This is a genomic window from Roseibium salinum (genome assembly GCF_026240905.1).
GTDB lineage: Bacteria > Pseudomonadota > Alphaproteobacteria > Rhizobiales > Stappiaceae > Roseibium > Roseibium salinum.
In genome coordinates this window covers 237,550-256,309 of the sequence record NZ_JAPEVI010000003.1, presented here as the reverse complement: position 1 = coordinate 256,309, position 18,760 = coordinate 237,550, and the positions used below count along the sequence as shown (strand labels likewise).

Genomic DNA, 18,760 nt, shown 5'->3' with positions numbered 1-18,760 from the left:
TCTGCTCACGTCAGAACCGGTACCCATTCCGTTCACGCCTATACTCCCGAGCCCCTGCAGGCCCATCCGGGCCCTTTTCAATAAGGCCACCTGATTTATCGACAGGAGTGTTTAGCGGAAATCACCTGTCCCCGTCACGCCCTGATCGGCCATCTGACGGTTTTTTTGAGCAAATTTATGGCAGAGCAACCAAATTGTGCCGATTTCCGCGGAAATGAAAATGGCCGCTTCGGACAAGCGGCCTCAATAACCGGTCAGGAAACATCCGGGCCGAAGGCGGCAGCGGCTGCAAGGCCGCCCTTTTCCACCTGCCCCACCTGGCGGTAGGCCGGTGCCTCGACGATTTCAAAGGCGCTCGGATCCTCGAAAAGCTTCACGAGAATGGAATGGTTCATCTTGTGGCCGCCCTTGTAGGACCGGTAAAGGCCCAGGATCGGCAGGCCCGCCAGGGCAAGATCGCCAACGGCATCGAGGGCCTTGTGACGTGCGAACTCATCCGGCCAGCGCGTGCCTTCCGGATTGAGAACCTTGTCGTCGCCAATGGCAACCGAGTTTTCCAGGGACGAGCCCAGGGCAAAGCCCATCTTCCACAGCTGTTCGACGTCCTTCACGCGGCCGAAGGTGCGCGCACGGCACAGATCCTCACGGAACACTTCCGGCGTCAGGTCGGATACGAATTGCTGACGGCCGATAAGCGGCGTATCGAAATCGATGGTGATGTCGAACTTCGTGCCGCTGTGAGGATGCAGTTCACACCAGGCGCCGCCATTGTCGACCCGCACGGTTTTCTTGATCTTGAGATAGCGGCGGCCGCGGTCGAGCTTCTTCACTCCGACCTGCTCGATGGCATCCACGAATGCCTTGCTGCTGCCGTCCATGATCGGCATTTCCGGCCCGTCGATTTCAGCGATCACGTTGTCGATGCCCATGCCGAACAGGGCGGCCATGAGATGTTCGACTGTGGAAACCCCTTCCTTGGACGGATCGCCCAGAACCGTGCAGAGCGCTGTCGCGGAGACTTTGTTCCAAAGGGCGGGAACCTCTGTGGACGTCTCCTGGTCGGTCCGGGTGAATATGATCCCGACACCTGCGTCGGCGGGCAACAGTGTGATCGACGCGGGTTCCCCCGAATGGACACCGATTCCAGTCAGGGTCACCTGATCGGCAAGCGTTGTCTGTCGGTCTACATATGTGGTCATAAGGCCCTGCCCTTCCGGTTATGACCGGGAGAAATCCGGGATTCACGTGCTGAACATACGGACTTTTCACGATCATGAATTGCCGCGAACATAGTCCCGATGCCTGGAAGAGCGAAATAAAGCTTTATTACGTTTTGTAACGATCCACAGGACCCCAAGGCACTGATAAGACAGCCGTTTCGATGCCGCAACGGAAACAGCCCGGAGCAAAGGCTCCGGGCTGCTGCGATCAGGGAAGAAGATCGCGCTGCGAATCAGTTGGCTTGACGGCGGAGAAACGCCGGTATTTCCAACTGTTCGTCCTCGGTGGAGTTGACGGGCTTCGGCGATGCACGGCCCGTTCCATCCAACTGTCCGGCCGCGCCCTGGGCAGACGGCCGCGCCTGCGGCGCACGCGGAGCCGGCTGGGACGCAGGCTGCATTTGCGGCGCGGTGCGGGCAACCGGCGCGCCTTCATGCTCTTCCTCTTCCTCCCGGCGGCTCAAGCCGCTGGCAAGACGCCGGAGAAGCCCCATCGGACGCCGGTCTTCGTCATCATGCTCGTCATAGAATTCCGCGGGAGCGGCCTGTTGCGGCTGTGCTGCGGAAAACTGCTGCGGAGCGGGTGCCTGCTGCTGCGGCTGCGGCCGGGCCGGCTGGGTGCTGGTCGAAGCGGCCTGCTGAGCCCGGATTTCACGCTGAGCGATCGGCGGGAAGTCCTCCACGCGCGGCATGCGCGGCGCCGGGTTGTGGTGTTCGGCGACCGGCGGGATGTATGGCTGGCTGACAGGTGTGTCCTCGGCAACCGGCCCCGGCAGATCCTCTCCAACGTCCATCAGCGCGGACTTGTCGTTGAAGCTTCCGCTCGACGGCTGGACGCGCTTGATTTCCACATCCGGATCGCTGGCGACGGACACGGACTGGGGCTCGGGAATTGCCAGCTCCTTTTCCAGGCTGGCAACAGCCTTGGCTGCCGCATCCTGGGCATTTGCCTTGCCGGTTGCGGCATGGGACTTGGACGTGGTGATTTCCGGCGGACGGCTGGCTGCAGGCGCCTCGCTTTTCACGTACTGTGCTGACTGTCCGGGAAAGGTGTTGGCCGCCAGGCCTTCCTCCCTGTCAATGCCGGTGGCAACCACGGAGACGCGGATGATTCCGTCGAGGGTTTCGTCGAAGGTCGCGCCAAGGATGATGTTGGCGTCGGCGTCGACTTCCTCGCGAATGCGGGTGGCCGCTTCATCCACTTCGAACAGCGTCAGGTCATTGCCGCCCGTGATGGAAATCAGCAGGCCCCTGGCGCCCTTCATCGACGATTCGTCGAGAAGCGGGTTGGCGATTGCCGCTTCGGCCGCCTGCTGCGCGCGCTTCTCGCCGCTGGCTTCACCGGTGCCCATCATGGCCTTGCCCATGCCGCGCATTACGGAGCGGACATCGGCAAAGTCGAGGTTGATGAGACCTTCCTTCACCATCAGGTCGGTGATGCAGGCAACACCGGAATAGAGCACCTGGTCGGCCATCGCGAATGCGTCGGCGAAGGTGGTCTGTGCATTGGCGATCCGGAACAGGTTCTGGTTCGGAATGACGATCAGCGTATCGACACTGCGCTGCAGCTCTTCGATGCCGGAATCCGCAATGCGCATGCGGCGGGCACCTTCGAACTGGAACGGCTTTGTGACGACGCCGACGGTCAGGATGCCCTGTTCGCGTGCCGCGCGGGCAATGACCGGGGCAGCGCCGGTGCCGGTGCCGCCACCCATGCCGGCGGTGATGAACACCATGTGCGATCCGGACAGGTGGTCGTTGATCTCGTCGATCACCTCTTCAGCCGCGGCAGAGCCGACTTCAGGCTGAGAGCCCGCGCCAAGGCCTTCCGTGACGGCCACGCCCATCTGGACGAGTCGTTCGGACTGGTTCATGGCAAGAGCCTGGGCATCCGTGTTGGCAACGACGAAGTCGCAGCCCTGGAGGCCAGCTGTGATCATGTTATTGACGGCGTTTCCGCCCGCGCCGCCGACGCCGAAAACCGTAATGCGCGGTTTCAGCTCCTGAATATCGGGCATCTTCAGGTTAATGGTCATGTTTTCCTCGCGACCCACTGGCACCCCCGATGCGGGGGAACCCTCTTCTTCCCTAAATTCCTCTGCCATTCCTGGCAGTTCCAATTCCTGGCTGTCGTCTTCTTGGCTCATATCGTCAGAAGCTTTCCCTGATCCACTGGCCCACGCGGGCCAGGTAACCAGATTGTCCGCTCCACGCCGATCTCCGGTTCTTGTGTTCGAACTGCTCGATCTGGGCGACTTGCGGATAAATCAAGAGACCCACCGCGGCGGCGAATGCCGGACCTTTGGCAGCCTCGGGAAGACCGGCGACGCCTAGCGGCCGGCCAAGACGGACGTTGCGCCCCAGGATGTGACGCGCAACTTCTCCAAGACCTGTGAGCTGACTGCCCCCCTGTCAGCACGATCTGCTTGCCGACACGACCGGCAAAGCCGGATGCGATCAGGCGATCTCTCACGAGTTCAAGGATCTCTTCCACGCGCGGACGAATGACCCGGGTCAGGGCCGAGCGCGGAATCTGGTTCGGCAAGTCGCCATCGCTTTCCAGCGGCGGCACCGTGAGCAGGTCACGGTCGTCGGAGCTGGAGGTCAGCGGCGAGCCGTAAAGAGTTTTCAGGCGCTCTGCGTCCTGGAGACGAGTCGCAAAAGCGCGGGCGATATCGGTGGTGACATGATTACCGCCAACGGCAATCGCGTCGAGGTGAACCATCTGGCCATCAACAAAAACCGACAGGGTGGTCGTGCCGCCGCCCATGTCGATGCAGGCAACGCCAAGCTCCGCTTCGTCGTCGACAATGGTGGAAAGCCCGCTGGCAAAGGGCGTTGCCACCATGGTCTCCACATGCAGGTGCCCGCGGTTGATGCACAGTTCCAGGTTGCGGACCGGTGGGATCTCCGCCGTCACCACCTGCATCTCCACACCAAGCTTGTGCCCCATCATGCCGCGCGGATCACGAATGCCGCGGCTACCGTCCAGCGAATAGGATATCGGCAGCGCGTGGGTGACTGCCCGGCCGTCAGTGACCGAATGGCTGGAGCCGGCGGACAGAACCCGCTGGATATCGGCCTCCGAAACGCTGTCGCCGGCAAGCGGCACGCTGGCGCTGTAAATCTCGCTCTGCAGGCGGCCGCAGCTGATATTGGAAATCAGCGACTCGACCGTCACACCCGCCATGCGCTCGGCACTGTCGACGGCCAGGCGAATGGCCTGCTCGGCGGCATCCATGTCGACCACGACACCGGACTTGATCCCCCGCGAGCGCTGATAGCCGTAGCCAAGCACTTCCACCTTGTGGGAGCGGCTGGAGAGAATGGACTTCTCTTCGCGCGGCACCAGCTTGGCGATCAGGCAGCAGACCTTGGTCGATCCCACGTCGAGAACCGACATGATGACCGCACGCCGGCTCGGCAGCGGCCGCATTTTTGGCAGGTAAAGAAGGCTTCCGGAACCGCTCATGTATCCCGCTCCTTCCAACCGGCGCCGCCGGTGCCGCCGGTCATGACCTTGCGCTGTTCAGCCGCCTCGGGCGACAAACGTACGGTCACCCGGTCTGCCAGGCGCATATCGATCGCCACGATGTCACGGGACAGCAGAGCACTCTCCTCATCCATTTTCACCAGGTCAGCCAGCGCGGCATCGACGTTTTCAGCCGGCAGGCGAACGGAAATGCCGTTTTCCAGTTGCAGATCCCAGCGGCGTTCGCTGATCAGGAATGCGGCGCGCACGCGCGGGCGCAGCTCCGGCACCTTTGCCAGCGCGGTATTGATTTCCGCGGCCCGGCGCTGAGCGCCGTGATTGACCACCAGCAGCAGGTTGGCGTAGCGGCCGTCGACCTGATCTGTGATGACCTCACCTGATTCGTTTACGATCGAGACCAGATCCCCACGCTGCCACAACGCATAGGGAACCTTCTCCTCGATCCTGATCTGGAGCGTGCTCGGATAGAGTTTCATCACCGAGGCGTTCTTCACCCAGGCCATCTGGTTCAGGCGCTCGCGCGCGGTGTCCGCGTCGAACAGCGCCAGGGACGAGCCTTCGTGGATTTCCAGCGCTTCGAGTATCTGGAATTCGTTGATTTCGCTCTGGCCGGAAAGCTTCACCGCTTCGATGCCGAAGCCTGCGGCGGACAGCAGCGCATCGGAAACGATGCGGCCGTGCCCCCCTATGACTATTCCATAACCAATTGTTAAGGTTAAGAAACCAAGTGCGGCAGCAGACCCCGTCCACTGCGGCAGTTCCGCCAGTCGCCCGGCGGCGCGCCATACCGGCTGACGGTGCAAACGCGCAACGCCGCGCCCGCGCGGAGCCAGTTCGGCCTCCAGCGGGGTCAGTGCATTGCGTTTGTGTTTGCGACCTAGCGACAGCAACTTGCGTCCTCAACCATCCAACTAACCAGATCCTTGAAACTCATCCCCTGATAGGCCGCCAGTTCCGGCACTAGAGAGGTTGGCGTCATGCCTGGTTGCGTGTTCACTTCAAGGCAAATCAGTTCGCCGCTTCCGTCTTGTTTCTCGTCGAAACGGAAATCGGCCCGGGATACGCCGCGGCAACCCAAAGCCTGATGCGCCTTAACCGCTAGTGTCTCTATGGTTTGGTAAACAATCGGTGAAATTTTTGCAGGAAGAATGTGTTTTGAACCGCCTTCTACATATTTTGCATCATAATCGTAGAAGCCATGCCCCACCGGAACGATGTCGATGACCCCGATCGACCTGTCGTTCATGACCGCGCAGGTCAGTTCCCGGCCGTCGATAAACTTTTCGCACATCAGGACATCCGGGTACGGCCAGTCCGCACGGCTCAGCTCCTGGGGCGGAAACTCTTGATCTTCCTTGACAATCAGGACCCCGAAGCTCGACCCTTCGTTGATCGGCTTCAGCACGTATGGCGGCGCCATCGGATGTTCGCGCTGGATGTCGTGGCGGTTCACGACAAGGTGTTCCGTGACCGGAATCCCCGCCGCCGCCATCACCGCTTTGGCCTTCACCTTGTTCATCGCAAGGCTCGAAGCCAACACGCCGGAATGTGTATAGGGGATGTTAAGAAACTCTAAGATTCCCTGAACGCAGCCGTCCTCGCCGTAAGGACCGTGCAATGCGTTGAAGGCCACATCCGGCTTCAGTTTCTTGAGCACCGCGGAAATATCCCGGTCCACGTCGATGCAGGTGACCTTGTAACCGGCCTCTTCCAGGGCGCTTGCGCACTCCCTGCCGCTTGCCAGGCTGACCGGGCGTTCGTTCACCCAGCCGCCCATCAATACGGCAACGTGTTGTCTGGCCATTTACGCAGCCTCCCCTTCCTGTCCCAAAAACGGTTCGATTTTTTCCTGTGCCCCGAACTGTCCGAGACGCTTGATTTCCCATTCGAGCCGGATGCCGCTATTGGCCAGCACCCGCGCCCGCACGGTCTCGCCGAGCAGTTCCAGATCGTGGCCGCTCGCCTCACCCGTGTTGATCATGAAATTGCAGTGCATTTCGGACATCTGCGCTCCGCCGACGGTCAGTCCGCGGCAGCCGGCTGCATCGATTTCCTTCCAGGCCGAAGTCCCGGCCGGGTTCTTGAAGGTGGAACCGCCGGTCTTCTCCCGGATCGGCTGGGCCTTTTCCCGGTGCTCGACGACATCCGCCATTTCCCGGCGGATCGCCGCCTCGTCCTGCGGAACGCCTTCAAATACCGCGGACGTGAATATCAGGTCCCCGGAGGCGGAAGAATGGCGGTAGGCATAGCCCATGTCCGCATTCGTCAGCACATGGCGGCTGCCGCCGCGATCGTAGGCGGTGAGTTCAACCATCCGCTGGCAGGTTTCGGTCCCGTGCGCTCCCGCGTTCATGCGCAAAGCTCCGCCGAGGCCACCAGGAATTCCTGTGTAAAAGGCAAAACCCCCGAGGCCGGCCTTTGCGGCTGCCTCGGCCAGGCGCTTGTCCGGCACCGCGGCACCGGCCCTGATTCGGCCATTGCCGATCTCCTCGATCGCCCCGAAGCCCTTGGCGCTCAGCCGGATCACGACCCCTTCCAGCCCGCCGTCGCGGATGAGCAGGTTGGATCCGAGGCCCACCGGGAGAACCGGAACGTCCTTTGGCAGTTTCTTGAGAAACAGCGACAGGTCATCCTCGTCGGCCGGCTGAAACATCAGTTGCGCCGGCCCTCCCGTGCGGAACCAGGTGACGGTCGACAGCGGCTGGTTGGCCGTCAGCCTGCCGCGGATGCCTTCGACAAGGTGCGGATGGAGTTCGAGAAGATTGGGGAAACTCATGCAAAGTCTCCCTCAGAGGTCTTCGAGTTGTTTCGGCAGCGCATAGGCCCACTGGGTGATGTTACCCGCGCCGAGGCAGACCACGAAATCTCCGGGTCCGGCGAGTTCCTTGATGAGGCCCGGCAGTTCCTCCGGCCCCTCGATCGCCCGCACGTTCCGGTGACCGCGTGTTTTCATGCCGGAGACCAGGTCGATATGCGTGGCGCCCTCGATGATCTGCTCGCCCGCGGCGTAGACAGGTGCGATGATCACCGCATCGGCGTCGTTGAAGCAGTTCGAGAAATCGTCGAACAGGCTGGACAGGCGCGAGTAGCGGTGCGGCTGCATCACCGCGATAACCTTGCCGGCCGTCGACGCACGGGCCGCGTGCAGCACGGCTCTGATCTCCACCGGGTGATGGCCGTAATCATCGAAGATCTGAACGCCGCCCACCGAACCGGTCAGCGTGAAACGACGCTTGACGCCGCCGAAGGACGCAATGCCCTTCTTGATATCCTCCGGCCCGACGCCGAGCTGTGATGCCACTGCGATCGCCGCGGTCGCATTCGATACGTTGTGCAGGCCCGGCATTGGCAGGACCAGATCCTCGAGTTCGGTCACCTGACCGCTGCGGCGATCACGGATGGTGACGGAGAAGGTCGATTTGCCGCCGTCCATCGAGACGTTGGTGAAACGCACGTCTGCCTGCGGGTTGGTCCCGTAGGTGACGACGCGCCGGTCCTCGATCGTGCCGATCATGGTCTGCACTTCGGGATGATCCAGGCACATCACGGCAAAGCCGTAGAAGGGCACGTTTTCCACGAATTGCCGGAACGCCGTGCGGACACCGGCAAAGTCGCCATAGTGATCGAGATGTTCCGGATCGATATTGGTTACCACGGCAATGTCGGCGGGAAGCTTGACGAAGGTGCCGTCGCTTTCATCGGCCTCGACCACCATCCAGTCGCCCGAACCCATCCGGGCATTGGTCCCATAGGCGTTGATAATGCCGCCGTTGATGACCGTCGGATCGAGATTGCCGGCATCCAGCAGCGCGGCCACCATCGAGGTCGTCGTGGTCTTGCCATGGGTGCCGCCGACGGCGATCGCCTGTTTGAAGCGCATCAGCTCGGCCAGCATTTCAGCACGACGGACCACCGGGATCAGCTTCTCGCGCGCGGCGACCAGCTCCGGATTGTCCTTCCTGATCGCCGAGGAGGCCACGAGGACCTCCGCATCGCCGAGATTGTCGGCGCTATGGCCCACCATGACCGGAATGCCGTTTGACCGCAGGCGCTGCACATTGGCATTTTCCGCCATGTCGGATCCCTGCACCTGATAGCCGAGGGTCTTCAGGACCTCGGCGATACCGCTCATGCCGATCCCTCCGATTCCGACAAAATGAACCGGTCCGATATCGTGCGGCATCTTCATGGCCGTTCTCCTTGTTTTCTGGCGACCTTTTCGACCAGGTCTGCAAGACGTTTCACCGCGTCCGGTTTGGCGACGCTGCGGGCATGCCCTGCAGCCTCCGCCAACCTGTCCGGCGCGTTCATGAATTGGGCGATTTCGCCGGCAAGGCGATCAGGCGTCAGGTCCGCCTGCCGGATCGGCCAGGCGCCGCCGGCCTTTTCCAGGACCTGCGCATTGGCAGCCTGGTCCTGGTCGATGGCGCCGGGCAGCGGCACGAGGATCGACGGGCGGCCGAGCACGCTGAGTTCGCTGACGGACGACGCGCCCGACCGGCAGACCACCAGATGGGCTTGGGCGATGCGCTGCGGCATGTCCTGGAAGAACGGCGCGCATTCGGCAGCAACGCCCAGGCCGTCATAGACCTTCTGCACCCGCTCCATGTCTTCCGGCCGACACTGCTGGACGATGCGGAGGCGCGAGCGGATGTCTCCATCAAGTAATTCGACCGCAGGCGGCACAAGGTCGGAAAAGTACCTCGCCCCTTGAGAGCCGCCGAAGACGAGCAGCTTGAACTCGCCGCCCGGCCGCGGCGGCGAATAGGGAAGCTCGGCTGCGTTCAACACGGCGTCCCGCACCGGGTTGCCAGTCTCGACGAGCTTTTGGCCGAGCTCGGCCGGCAGGCCGCTGAGCGGCACGCTGGACGCAATCGCCGTAACCCCCCTGGCGAGAAGCTTGTTGGCGCGGCCCATGACGCCATTTGCCTCATGCAGGATCGACGGCGTACCCGTCAGGCGCGCGGCGTACATGGGCGGAAAGGTCGGATATCCGCCAAACCCGACGACGATATCCGGCTTCAGCGTCTTGATGACGGAGCGGGCCTGGAGCGTGCCGCGCAGGAGACTGAACCCGGTCCTGGCGAGTGCCAGCGGATTGCGGGCCCGGATGGTTTGCGAGGCGATGATATGGACATTGCGCGCCGGAAAGGCCGAACCGTACTTGTCGGCCCGTTCATCCGTGGCAAGTTCAACGGTCCAGCCGCGCCGGAGAAGTTCGCTGGCAAGTGCCTGTGCAGGAAACAGGTGGCCGCCCGTTCCGCCGGCCGTCAATAGAACTGTCTTACTCATAAGCTCGGCTTCTGGCCTTACATTAAAGATGAGGGTGACAACCGGCTCACGGTCACGACTTCCCCGCGGGAGGTCTGGGGCCGTCGGCGCGTCAGAGCGAGAATCGCGCCGGCCGTCATGGCAGACGACAACAACGACGATCCGCCATAGGAAATGAACGGCAGGGTCATGCCTTTGGAAGGCATCAGATGAAGGTTCACGGCAAGATTGATGGTCGCCTGCAGGCCGAAGAGGACCACCAGTCCCGCTGTCGCGAGGCGGCTGAAAGCGTCCTGATCCCGGCTGGCATGGCGAAGTCCGCGAATGACGATGAAGGCGAAGACGGAGACCAGAAGCAGACAGGCAATGACCCCGAATTCTTCTCCGACGACCGCAAAGATGAAGTCGGTGTGACTGTCCGGGAGAATGCGTTTCACCGTACCCTCCCCCGGCCCGCGCCCGAACCAGCCGCCGGCCAGGAAGGAATCGATCGCCGTATCGATCTGATAGGTGTCGCCCGACCCCGGGTCCAGGAACCTGTCGACGCGGGTCGTCACGTGCGGCAGCAAGGCATAGGCGGCAAACAGGCCGATGACCCCGATCAGGCCGAGAGCCACGACGATCAGCCAGGAGATGCCGTTGAGGAAGAACAGGCCCGCCCAGACGAGACCGAGCAGCATGGTCTGGCCGAAATCGGGCTGTGCGATCAGCAGAGCCGCGCAAATGGCGAACAGCACGAATGCGAAGAGGACGCCCGGAACTTCCCGCCGCCGCCCGCTTTCGGAAAGCAGAAAGGCGATCAGCACCACGAACGCGGGCTTCAGGAATTCCGAGGGCTGCAGGGAAAAGCCTGCGAAGTAGATCCAGCGCCGGGCGCCCTTGGCTTCCATGCCGATAAACAGCGTCGCGACCAGCAGGACCAGCGACACCACGAACACGATCAGCGCCGCGCGCCGCACCATGCGCGGCGGCATGAGCGATCCGGCCAGCATGACGCCGAGCGCGGGGATCAGGAACAATGCCTGGCGCTTGACGAAGAAGAAGGTCTCAACGCCGATGCGCTCGGCAACAGGGGGACTGGCGGCAAAGGACAGGACCACGCCTCCGACCATCAGCATGACGAAGCAGGCGAGCAGGTAGTGATCGACGGTCCAGAGCCATTCAGCAAACCGACTGCGATCGGCACGTGATACCATTTCAGGCGACCTCCTGAGTGTTTCCAGCATCAGGCAAGGCACGCACCGCGTCTACAAAAGCAGCGCCCCGCAATTCGAAGTTCCGGTATTGATCGAAGCTGGCACAGGCGGGAGACAGCAGGATCGCAATCTCCTGCGCCTCGTCCTCCGCGGCTTCGGAGGCCGCATCCCTGACCGCTTGCGGCAGGGTTCCGCTGATCTTGTACGGCACCCGGCCGTCCAGTGTCTTGGCGAAATCCTCCGCCGCTTCCCCGACCAGGAACGTCTTGGCGATCTTCGGGAAATATTCGTCCAGCGAGGAAATGCCGCCGGCCTTCGCACGCCCGCCGGCGATCCAGTAGATCCGGTCGAAGCTGGCGAGCGCCCGTGCCGCGGCATCCGCGTTGGTCGCCTTGGAATCGTTGATGAACAGCACCCGTCCGCGCTTGGCCACCACCTCCATGCGGTGCTGCAGGCCCGGGAAGGTTTTCAGCGCTGCGGCGATCTTCGCGGCCGGGATTTCCAGCGCCCGGAGCGTGGCAAAGGCAGCGGCCGCGTTCTGGCCGTTGTGGTCGCCGCGCAGGCTGTCGATCCCGCCAAGCCGGGCGACCTCGACCTGGCTGCCGTCATGCGCTTCGATCAGGCGGCCATGGCGGGCATAGAGACCGTTGGTAAGTTCCCGCTCCCCGGCGATCCGGCACACGGGCTTGCGCGCCAGTTCGAGACGGTCGGCAATGTCTGACGACAGGCGGTCGTCGACACCGACAATAGCAACCTTGGCGGCCGCGACCAGCCGTTCCTTGATGGCGGCGTAGTTCTCCATCGTCCCGTGCCGGTCGAGATGATCCGGCGAGAGGTTCATGTGTATACCGACCGTCGGATCCAGCGTGGGTGCCAGATCGATCTGGTAGGACGAGCATTCCACGACGTAATGACGGCCGGGCTGCGGCGGTTCGAGCTCCAGGACGGGCGTACCGATATTACCGCCGACCTGCACGTCATATCCGGTCTCCCGCAGGAGATGAGCCGTCAGAGCGGTCGTGGTCGACTTGCCGTTTGTGCCGGTGATCGCGATGAGCGGCGCGGCTGGACAGAGCTTGCGCCGTTCGCGGCAGAAGAGTTCCACATCGCCGATGATCTCCACACCGGCATCACGGGCAAGGTCCACCGACCAGTGCGGAACCGGATGGGTGAGCGGCACGCCGGGGGCCAGCACCAGCGCCGCGACCCCGGACCAGTCTAGCGTCCGCAGGTCCTGCGCCTGGAGCCCTTCACCCGCGGCCCGGTCGACCCGGCCCGCATCATCGTCGAAGCACACCACATTCGCGCCGCCGAGCTTCAGCGCATGGGCCGTTACAAGCCCGGAGCCGCCGAGCCCGAACAATGCGACCGTTCTGTTTTCGAATGTGGTGACTGGGATCATTCGGCTTACCTGAGCTTCAAGGTGGCAAGGCCGAGAAGGGCCAGAACGACGGCAATGATCCAGAAGCGGATCACCACCTGGCTTTCCGTCCAGCCCATGATCTCGAAATGATGATGTATCGGCGCCATCCGGAAAACCCGCTTGCCGGTGAGCTTATAGGAAAACACCTGCACGATGACCGACACTGCCTCCAGCACGAAAAGGCCGCCGATGATCGCCAGAACGATCTCGTGCTTGGTGGCAACCGCGATGGCGCCGATCATGCCGCCGAGGGACAACGAGCCGGTATCCCCCATGAAGATCGCGGCGGGCGGCGCATTGAACCAGAGGAACCCGAGACCTGCACCGATCACAGCGCCACAGATCACGGCGAGTTCACCCGTGCCGGAGACGTGATGGATCTGCAGGTATTCCGCAAAAACGGCGTTCCCGGAGAGATAGGCAATCAGGCCGAAGGAAGCGCAGGCGATCATCACCGGAACGATGGCGAGCCCGTCCAGACCGTCTGTCAGGTTCACCGCATTGCCCGCACCCACCATGACGAAGGCGGCAAAGGGGATGAAGAACAGTCCGAGGTTGAGCGTGAAGTCCTTGATGAACGGAAAGGTGATCGCCTCCGAAGACGCGGACGCGTCGAGAAGCGTGACGACATAGGCGGCGGCAATGGCAATCACGAATTCCAGCGCCAGACGCGCCTTGCCGCCGAAACCGTTGTGCGATGACTTGGTCACCTTCAGATAGTCATCGTAAAAGCCGATGCTGCCGAAGCCGAGCGTAACGCAGATCACCACCCAGACGTACGGATTGGAAAGATCCGCCCACAGGAGCGCGGCAACCAGCGCGCCGGACAGGATCATCAGCCCGCCCATGGTGGGAGTGCCCTTTTTGGTCAGCAGGTGGTTCTCCGGCCCGTCCGCACGGATCGGCTGGCCGTGACCCTGGCGGATACGCAAGCTGGAAATGATTTTCGGTCCGAACAGGAAGACAAAGAACAGGGCCGTCATGATGGCGCCGCCCGTGCGGAACGTAATGTACCGGAACACGTTCAGAGCCGAAACCTGATCGGCAAACTGCCCCAAAAAATAAAACATCAGCTATCCCTTATGCCGCTGCGGTGTCGTCCGCAGGCGGATATTCCTTTTTCAAGGCTTCCACAAGCGGCCCCATGCGGGTTCCAAGCGATCCCTTGATCATAACAACATCACCAGGCCGGACGTCGCCCAAAAGCACGTCTTCCAGATCTTTTGCATCCTCGCTGTAGTGGGCGCGCAGGTCGTGCGGCAGACGCTGCCAGAGCGCATGCATGTGCGGGCCGGCGCAATAGACGGCATCGACCGCCGCTTCACTGATCGGCTGGGCGAGGTCCGCATGCAACCGGGCGGAATCCGCTCCCAGCTCCCGCATGTCACCGATGACCGCGATGCGGCGGCCCGGCCGCTTGACCGGCGCCTCCCCCAGCACGGCAAACGCGGCGCGCATGGAGGCCGGGTTTGCGTTGTAGCTTTCATCGATCACGTTGAGCTCGCCGCCCGGCATGGGCAGCCGGGTGACTTCCCCCGGCCCCTGGGAGCGCGCATCTTGTCGAGAGCAAGGCCGGCCTTGGCAAGATCCGCGCCCAGATCGGATACCGCCGTCAGCACAGCCAGGCTGTTTTTCACATGATGCTTGCCCGGGGCGCCGATCTTGTAGGTGATTTCCTGCCCCAGGATGCTGGCATCGACGCTGGAGCCGGCCGGATAGCTGACGACCTTCTCGGTGTGGCTGTCGGCCGACGGATCCTCGCCGAATGTGTGGACCCTGGAAACGCCTGCCGTGACCGCCAGAAACTTCAGGAGATCGAACTGGAGATTGTCCTTGTTGAGGATCGCGACACCGCCTGGTTCAAGACCCTGGAAGATCTCGGCCTTTGCCTGGGCGATCTTTTCAACGGACTCGAAAAATTCCAGATGCACCGGCTGAACGGTCGTGATGATCGCCACGTGCGGACGCACCATCTTGACGAGCGGCGTGATTTCTCCGGCATGGTTCATGCCGATTTCGAAGATGCCGTAGTCGGTGTCGGCCGGCATGCGCGCCAGCGTCAGCGGCACGCCCCAGTGATTGTTGAAGGAAGCGACGGACGCGTGCACCTTGCCAGACGGCTCCAGCGTCAGCCGAAGACCTTCCTTGGTGCCCGTCTTGCCGACGGAGCCCGTGACGGCCACGATGCGTGCATCGGCGCGCGCGCGCGCGGCCCGGCCGAGCTGCCGCAGGGCCTCCAGCGGATCGGAAACCACCACATAGCGGCCGTCCTCCGGCAGATCCGCCAGACGGTCCTCGGCGACCAGGGCCAGCGAGGCTCCGGCTTCGAGGGCTGCGGAGACATAGTCGTGGCCATCCAGCCGGTCACCTTTGATCGCGACAAACGCGTCGCCCGGCTCAAGGGTGCGGCTGTCGATGGATATTCCGGTGATTTCTGCGCCAATGTCGCCCTTGCTGCTGCCGCCGGCAGCCTCCACAAAGGCATCCAAAGTCCAAAGCGGTTCGCTCATGTGTTTCCTTCGAGGCTGATGGCGCGCCTAACGGCTTCGTGGTCCGAAAAGGGAATCACTGTGTCGCCAACAATCTGGCCGGTTTCGTGGCCTTTTCCGGCTACGCACAGAATATCGCCGGAGTTCAGCCGGCGCACCCCTTCGGCGATGGCTTCAAAGCGATCACCGATCTCCAGGGCGCCCGGCGCGCCGCTCAGAACGGCCTTGCGGATCAGCGCCGGGTCTTCGGAGCGGGGATTGTCGTCGGTGACGATGACGAGATCCGCATGGCGGGCGGCGGCGGCCCCCATCAGCTCGCGCTTGCCCGGGTCCCTGTCTCCGCCGGCGCCAACGACCACGGCAAGCTTGCCTTCCGCAAAGGGTCTGAGAGCGGCAAGCGCATTGTCCAGAGCATCCGGTTTGTGGGCATAGTCGATAAACACCATTCCGCCGGTTCGGGTTCTTCCGGCGAGTTCGAGACGCCCGGGAGCGCCCTTCAGGTTTTCCAGCGCCCGCACGGCGGTGCCGGTATCTATTCCCGCGGCGATTGCAAGTCCCGAAGCGATCAATGCATTGGAGACCTGAAACCGGCCGATGAGCGGCAGGGTCACCTGATATTCACCGCGCGCCGTCTGCAAGGTCAGCTGCTGCCCGACACCGGCGGGTTTCAGGCCGGTCAGGGTCAGGTCCTTGCCCGTTTCACCGACCGTGAACACCGTCAGGTGTCGCTCGCGGGCAACCGCCACGACACGATCCGCATATTTCTCGCCAGGATCCACAACCACCGTACCGCCCGCGGGGAGCAGCTCCGCGAAGAGGCGCAGCTTGGCGCGCAGGTAATCCTCGATGGTCGGGTGGTAGTCCATGTGGTCGCGGCCAAGATTGGTAAAGGCCGCCGCCGTGAGCCGCACGCCGTCGAGCCTGAACTGATCGAGCCCGTGCGAGGAAGCTTCGATGGCCGCATGGTTGACGCCTTCGGCCTCCAGCTCGGCAAGTTCCTTGTGAAGCGCAACCGGATCAGGCGTCGTCAGCCCGCCATAGCTCTCGCCGTCCGGACGGATCGTCCCGAGCGTCCCGAGGCTGGCTGCCGGATGGCCGGCGAACTGGAAGATCTGGCGGGTGAAATGCGCAACCGACGTCTTGCCCGACGTGCCGGTCACTGCGACAACCGTATCCGGCTGCGCGCCGAAAAACCGTGCCGCCATCCTGGCAAACGCCCGTCGGGGTTCCGACGCACCGATGACAATCACGTTCTGCGGACATGAGGAGCGCAGTGCCGCGACCTGTTCATCAGCGCATAAAATGGCAACAGCCCCGGCCGCTACCGCGTTCGGGGCGAATTGAGTTCCATCGACGGATGCGCCCTTGAAGGCGGCAAACAGAAATCCGGGCTGCACCTTGCGGCTGTCCGCCGTCAGCCCTCCTATGTTCAGCCCCTTCGCCGCATCCGGCAACTCCAGGCCGGTGGCTAGATATTCAAGATCCATTTCATCCGATCATCCGGTTCGTGCGTCGTCCTTGGGAAGCCTGGCTTGAACACCGGATAACGGCTGCGACCCCGCCGGTCTTCGATACTTCCGATCTGTTTCCTTAATAGGAAATCTCGATTGGTTCATCCCCTTTACCGAAACGCGGCATCACACCGAGCATCGGTGCGGCGCGGCGGATGATCGCGCCAACGGTGGGCGCGGTGTTGAGGCCGGCCGTCGCGCCGATACCCTCGCGCTCGGACTTCGGCTCATCCAGTACGACCAGAACGATGTAGCGCGGATCGTCCATCGGGAAGGCCGACAGGAACGAGTTGCGGCGCTTGTTGCTGACGTAGCGTCCGTTCTCGATCTTTTCGGCCGTGCCCGTCTTTCCGCCGACCGTGTAACCCGGCACGTCGGCGCGGCGGCCGGAGCCGGAGAGCACGTTCAAACGGAAAAGGTAGCGCATTACGCGGCTGGTCTCCGGGGAAATCACTTGCTTGCCAACGGCTTGCACTTCGCCCGGGTCACGCGGCACGAAGGTCGGCGGCAGGAGCGTCCCGCCATTCACGAGCGCGGCTGCGGCAACGGCCGTCTGCATCGGGGTGACGGAAATACCATGGCCGAACGAGATCGTGATCGCCGCCAGTTCGTTCCATTTCGGTGGCAGCAAGGGCGCCGCGTTTTCCGGTAGCTCCGTCTTCAGGCGCTCCGTCAGATGCAGGCGGGTGAGAAACTCCTTTTGCCGGTCGATACCGGTCGCCAGCATCATTTTTGCCGTGCCGATGTTGGAGGAATAGATGAAGATTTCCGGTACGGAGAGGATGCGGTTTTTTCCGTGGAAATCCGAGATCGTCCGTCCACCCGCCCGGATCGGACGCGTCGCATCGAAGCTGTCGTTGATCGAAACGGCTCCCGGATCCAGAGCCATGGCGGTGGTAAAGGTCTTGAACACCGAACCCATTTCGAACACGCCGCCGGTTGCCCGGTTCAGCCGGTCCTTTTCCAGAGCCTGGGAGCGGTCATTCGGATCGTAATCCGGAAGGGAGGACATGGCGACCACCTCGCCGGTCTTGGCATCCAGAACGATGCCCACCGCTGCGATGGCGCGATAGCGCTCCATGGCCTTGGCCAATTCGTCGCGCACCACATGCTGAACGCGCAGGTCGACGGAAAGACGCACGGGCTCCATCGACCGGTCGGAGGCGAAACCCAGCGACTGGAGATCGGAAAGCCACTCCTCGTCTATGTATTTTTCGACCCCGGCAAGACCCTGGTTGTCGACATTCACCGAGCCGACGATGTGGCCGGCGGTCGGTCCGCCGGGGTAAAAGCGTTGATTTTCCGACAGAAAGCCGATGCCCGGCAGGCCGAGATCATGGATGCGCTCGGCTTGCTGCGGCGTAATCTCCCGCTGCAGCCAGGCAAAGCCGGCACCGCTGTCAAGGCGGCGGCGCACCACGGTCTCGTCGAGTTGCGGCAGGACCCGGATCAGCCCCTCGACCGCCTCATCCACATCGAGGATGCGGCGCGGTTCGGCATAAAGGGAAGCCGTCTTGATGTCGGTCGCAAGGATTTCACCGTTCCGGTCGACCAGGTCCGGACGGGACGCGGCGACGGTGTCCTGGGCGGAAATCCAGGCTGTCGACGGCGCCTCGTCCATCTGTGCCAGCAGCACCAGACGGCCCGCGATTGCGGCATAGACACAGGCGAAGGCCAGCATGGCCACATAGACACGGGACTTGACCGCACTGGAGGAGACGGAACCTCGCGCGATCCTCGGCTGCGCACGCCGCACCTGAAGGAAGCTTTCCGGTTCGCTTACCATCGTCATGACCACCCCCTCACCGGATCACCGCCGACGAGCCGGCATAGCCGCCCATCTGCGCGCCACCGATCGGTTCGAGCATGACCGGGCGCGCCGGAATATCTTCCGGCGTGACGATCTGCTTCACATCGAGCGGTTTCAATTGCAGGTATTCGTTGTAGCGCTCAACCAGGGTCTGCAGACGGTCCGGCTGGTTCAGAAGGCTCCACTCCGCCTTCAGCATCCTGATTGCGTCGCGCTCCTCGTCGATCTGACGACGAAGGTCGGCAACTCTTTCCGCCGATTTCGTTGCTGCCAGCTTCATGTCATAAACAGTCGCCGCGCCGATCACGACCGCCAGAATGAACAGGATGTTCAGCGTTCGAACCATC

The 18,760-nt window shown here is 62.7% G+C and carries 13 protein-coding genes and 2 pseudogenes; all 15 read right to left on the bottom strand.

Annotation, left to right across the window (positions count from 1 at the left end):
• Nucleotides 1–254: 254 nt before the first annotated feature.
• On the bottom strand, nucleotides 255–1,199 hold the full coding sequence (lpxC, locus tag ON753_RS05635) for a UDP-3-O-acyl-N-acetylglucosamine deacetylase (RefSeq protein WP_265961594.1): 945 nt from the start codon (nucleotides 1,197–1,199) through the stop codon (nucleotides 255–257).
• Between the two features lie 254 nt (nucleotides 1,200–1,453).
• Entirely contained in the window at nucleotides 1,454–3,256 is a 1,803-nt protein-coding gene (gene ftsZ, locus ON753_RS05630; protein WP_265961593.1) for a cell division protein FtsZ, read from the bottom strand.
• A gap of 115 nt (nucleotides 3,257–3,371) precedes the next feature.
• Nucleotides 3,372–4,692, bottom strand: a pseudogene (ftsA, locus tag ON753_RS05625) (cell division protein FtsA).
• Nucleotides 4,689–5,603 (bottom strand): cell division protein FtsQ/DivIB, encoded by a 915-nt coding sequence (locus ON753_RS05620; RefSeq protein ID WP_265961592.1) that lies wholly within the window; start codon nucleotides 5,601–5,603, stop codon nucleotides 4,689–4,691. The pseudogene ftsA and the gene ON753_RS05620 overlap by 4 nt, the downstream one beginning before the upstream one ends.
• Complete coding sequence (locus ON753_RS05615) at nucleotides 5,591–6,517, bottom strand: D-alanine--D-alanine ligase (protein ID WP_265961591.1); 927 nt, start codon at nucleotides 6,515–6,517, stop codon at nucleotides 5,591–5,593. The genes ON753_RS05620 and ON753_RS05615 overlap by 13 nt, the downstream gene beginning before the upstream one ends.
• Nucleotides 6,518–7,489 (bottom strand): UDP-N-acetylmuramate dehydrogenase, encoded by a 972-nt coding sequence (gene murB / locus ON753_RS05610; RefSeq protein WP_265961590.1) that lies wholly within the window; start codon nucleotides 7,487–7,489, stop codon nucleotides 6,518–6,520. It abuts the gene before it with no gap.
• A gap of 12 nt (nucleotides 7,490–7,501) precedes the next feature.
• Entirely contained in the window at nucleotides 7,502–8,902 is a 1,401-nt protein-coding gene (gene murC / locus ON753_RS05605; RefSeq protein WP_265961589.1) for a UDP-N-acetylmuramate--L-alanine ligase, read from the bottom strand.
• Complete coding sequence (gene murG, locus ON753_RS05600) at nucleotides 8,899–10,005, bottom strand: undecaprenyldiphospho-muramoylpentapeptide beta-N-acetylglucosaminyltransferase (RefSeq protein WP_265961588.1); 1,107 nt, start codon at nucleotides 10,003–10,005, stop codon at nucleotides 8,899–8,901. Before murG ends, murC begins: the two co-directional genes overlap by 4 nt.
• Before the next feature lie 17 nt (nucleotides 10,006–10,022).
• Nucleotides 10,023–11,180 carry a putative lipid II flippase FtsW gene (gene ftsW, locus ON753_RS05595; protein ID WP_265961587.1) on the bottom strand — a complete coding sequence of 386 codons (1,158 nt, stop codon included), beginning with the start codon at nucleotides 11,178–11,180 and terminating at the stop codon, nucleotides 10,023–10,025.
• 1 nt (nucleotide 11,181) lies between these two features.
• Nucleotides 11,182–12,582 (bottom strand): UDP-N-acetylmuramoyl-L-alanine--D-glutamate ligase, encoded by a 1,401-nt coding sequence (gene murD / locus ON753_RS05590; protein WP_265961586.1) that lies wholly within the window; start codon nucleotides 12,580–12,582, stop codon nucleotides 11,182–11,184.
• Between the two features lie 5 nt (nucleotides 12,583–12,587).
• Nucleotides 12,588–13,673, bottom strand: a complete 1,086-nt coding sequence (gene mraY / locus ON753_RS05585; protein ID WP_265961585.1) for a phospho-N-acetylmuramoyl-pentapeptide-transferase — start codon at nucleotides 13,671–13,673, stop codon at nucleotides 12,588–12,590.
• Between the two features lie 10 nt (nucleotides 13,674–13,683).
• Nucleotides 13,684–15,113 (bottom strand): annotated as a pseudogene (locus ON753_RS05580) (UDP-N-acetylmuramoylalanyl-D-glutamyl-2,6-diaminopimelate--D-alanyl-D-alanine ligase).
• Nucleotides 15,110–16,579 carry a UDP-N-acetylmuramoyl-L-alanyl-D-glutamate--2,6-diaminopimelate ligase gene (locus tag ON753_RS05575; protein ID WP_265961584.1) on the bottom strand — a complete coding sequence of 490 codons (1,470 nt, stop codon included), beginning with the start codon at nucleotides 16,577–16,579 and terminating at the stop codon, nucleotides 15,110–15,112. Before ON753_RS05575 ends, ON753_RS05580 begins: the two are co-directional and overlap by 4 nt.
• Before the next feature lie 103 nt (nucleotides 16,580–16,682).
• On the bottom strand, nucleotides 16,683–18,395 hold the full coding sequence (locus ON753_RS05570) for a peptidoglycan D,D-transpeptidase FtsI family protein (protein ID WP_265961583.1): 1,713 nt from the start codon (nucleotides 18,393–18,395) through the stop codon (nucleotides 16,683–16,685).
• A 10-nt stretch (nucleotides 18,396–18,405) separates the two neighbouring features.
• Nucleotides 18,406–18,759, bottom strand: coding sequence for a cell division protein FtsL (gene ftsL, locus ON753_RS05565; RefSeq protein WP_265961582.1), 354 nt, complete (start codon nucleotides 18,757–18,759; stop codon nucleotides 18,406–18,408).
• Nucleotide 18,760: the final 1 nt, after the last annotated feature.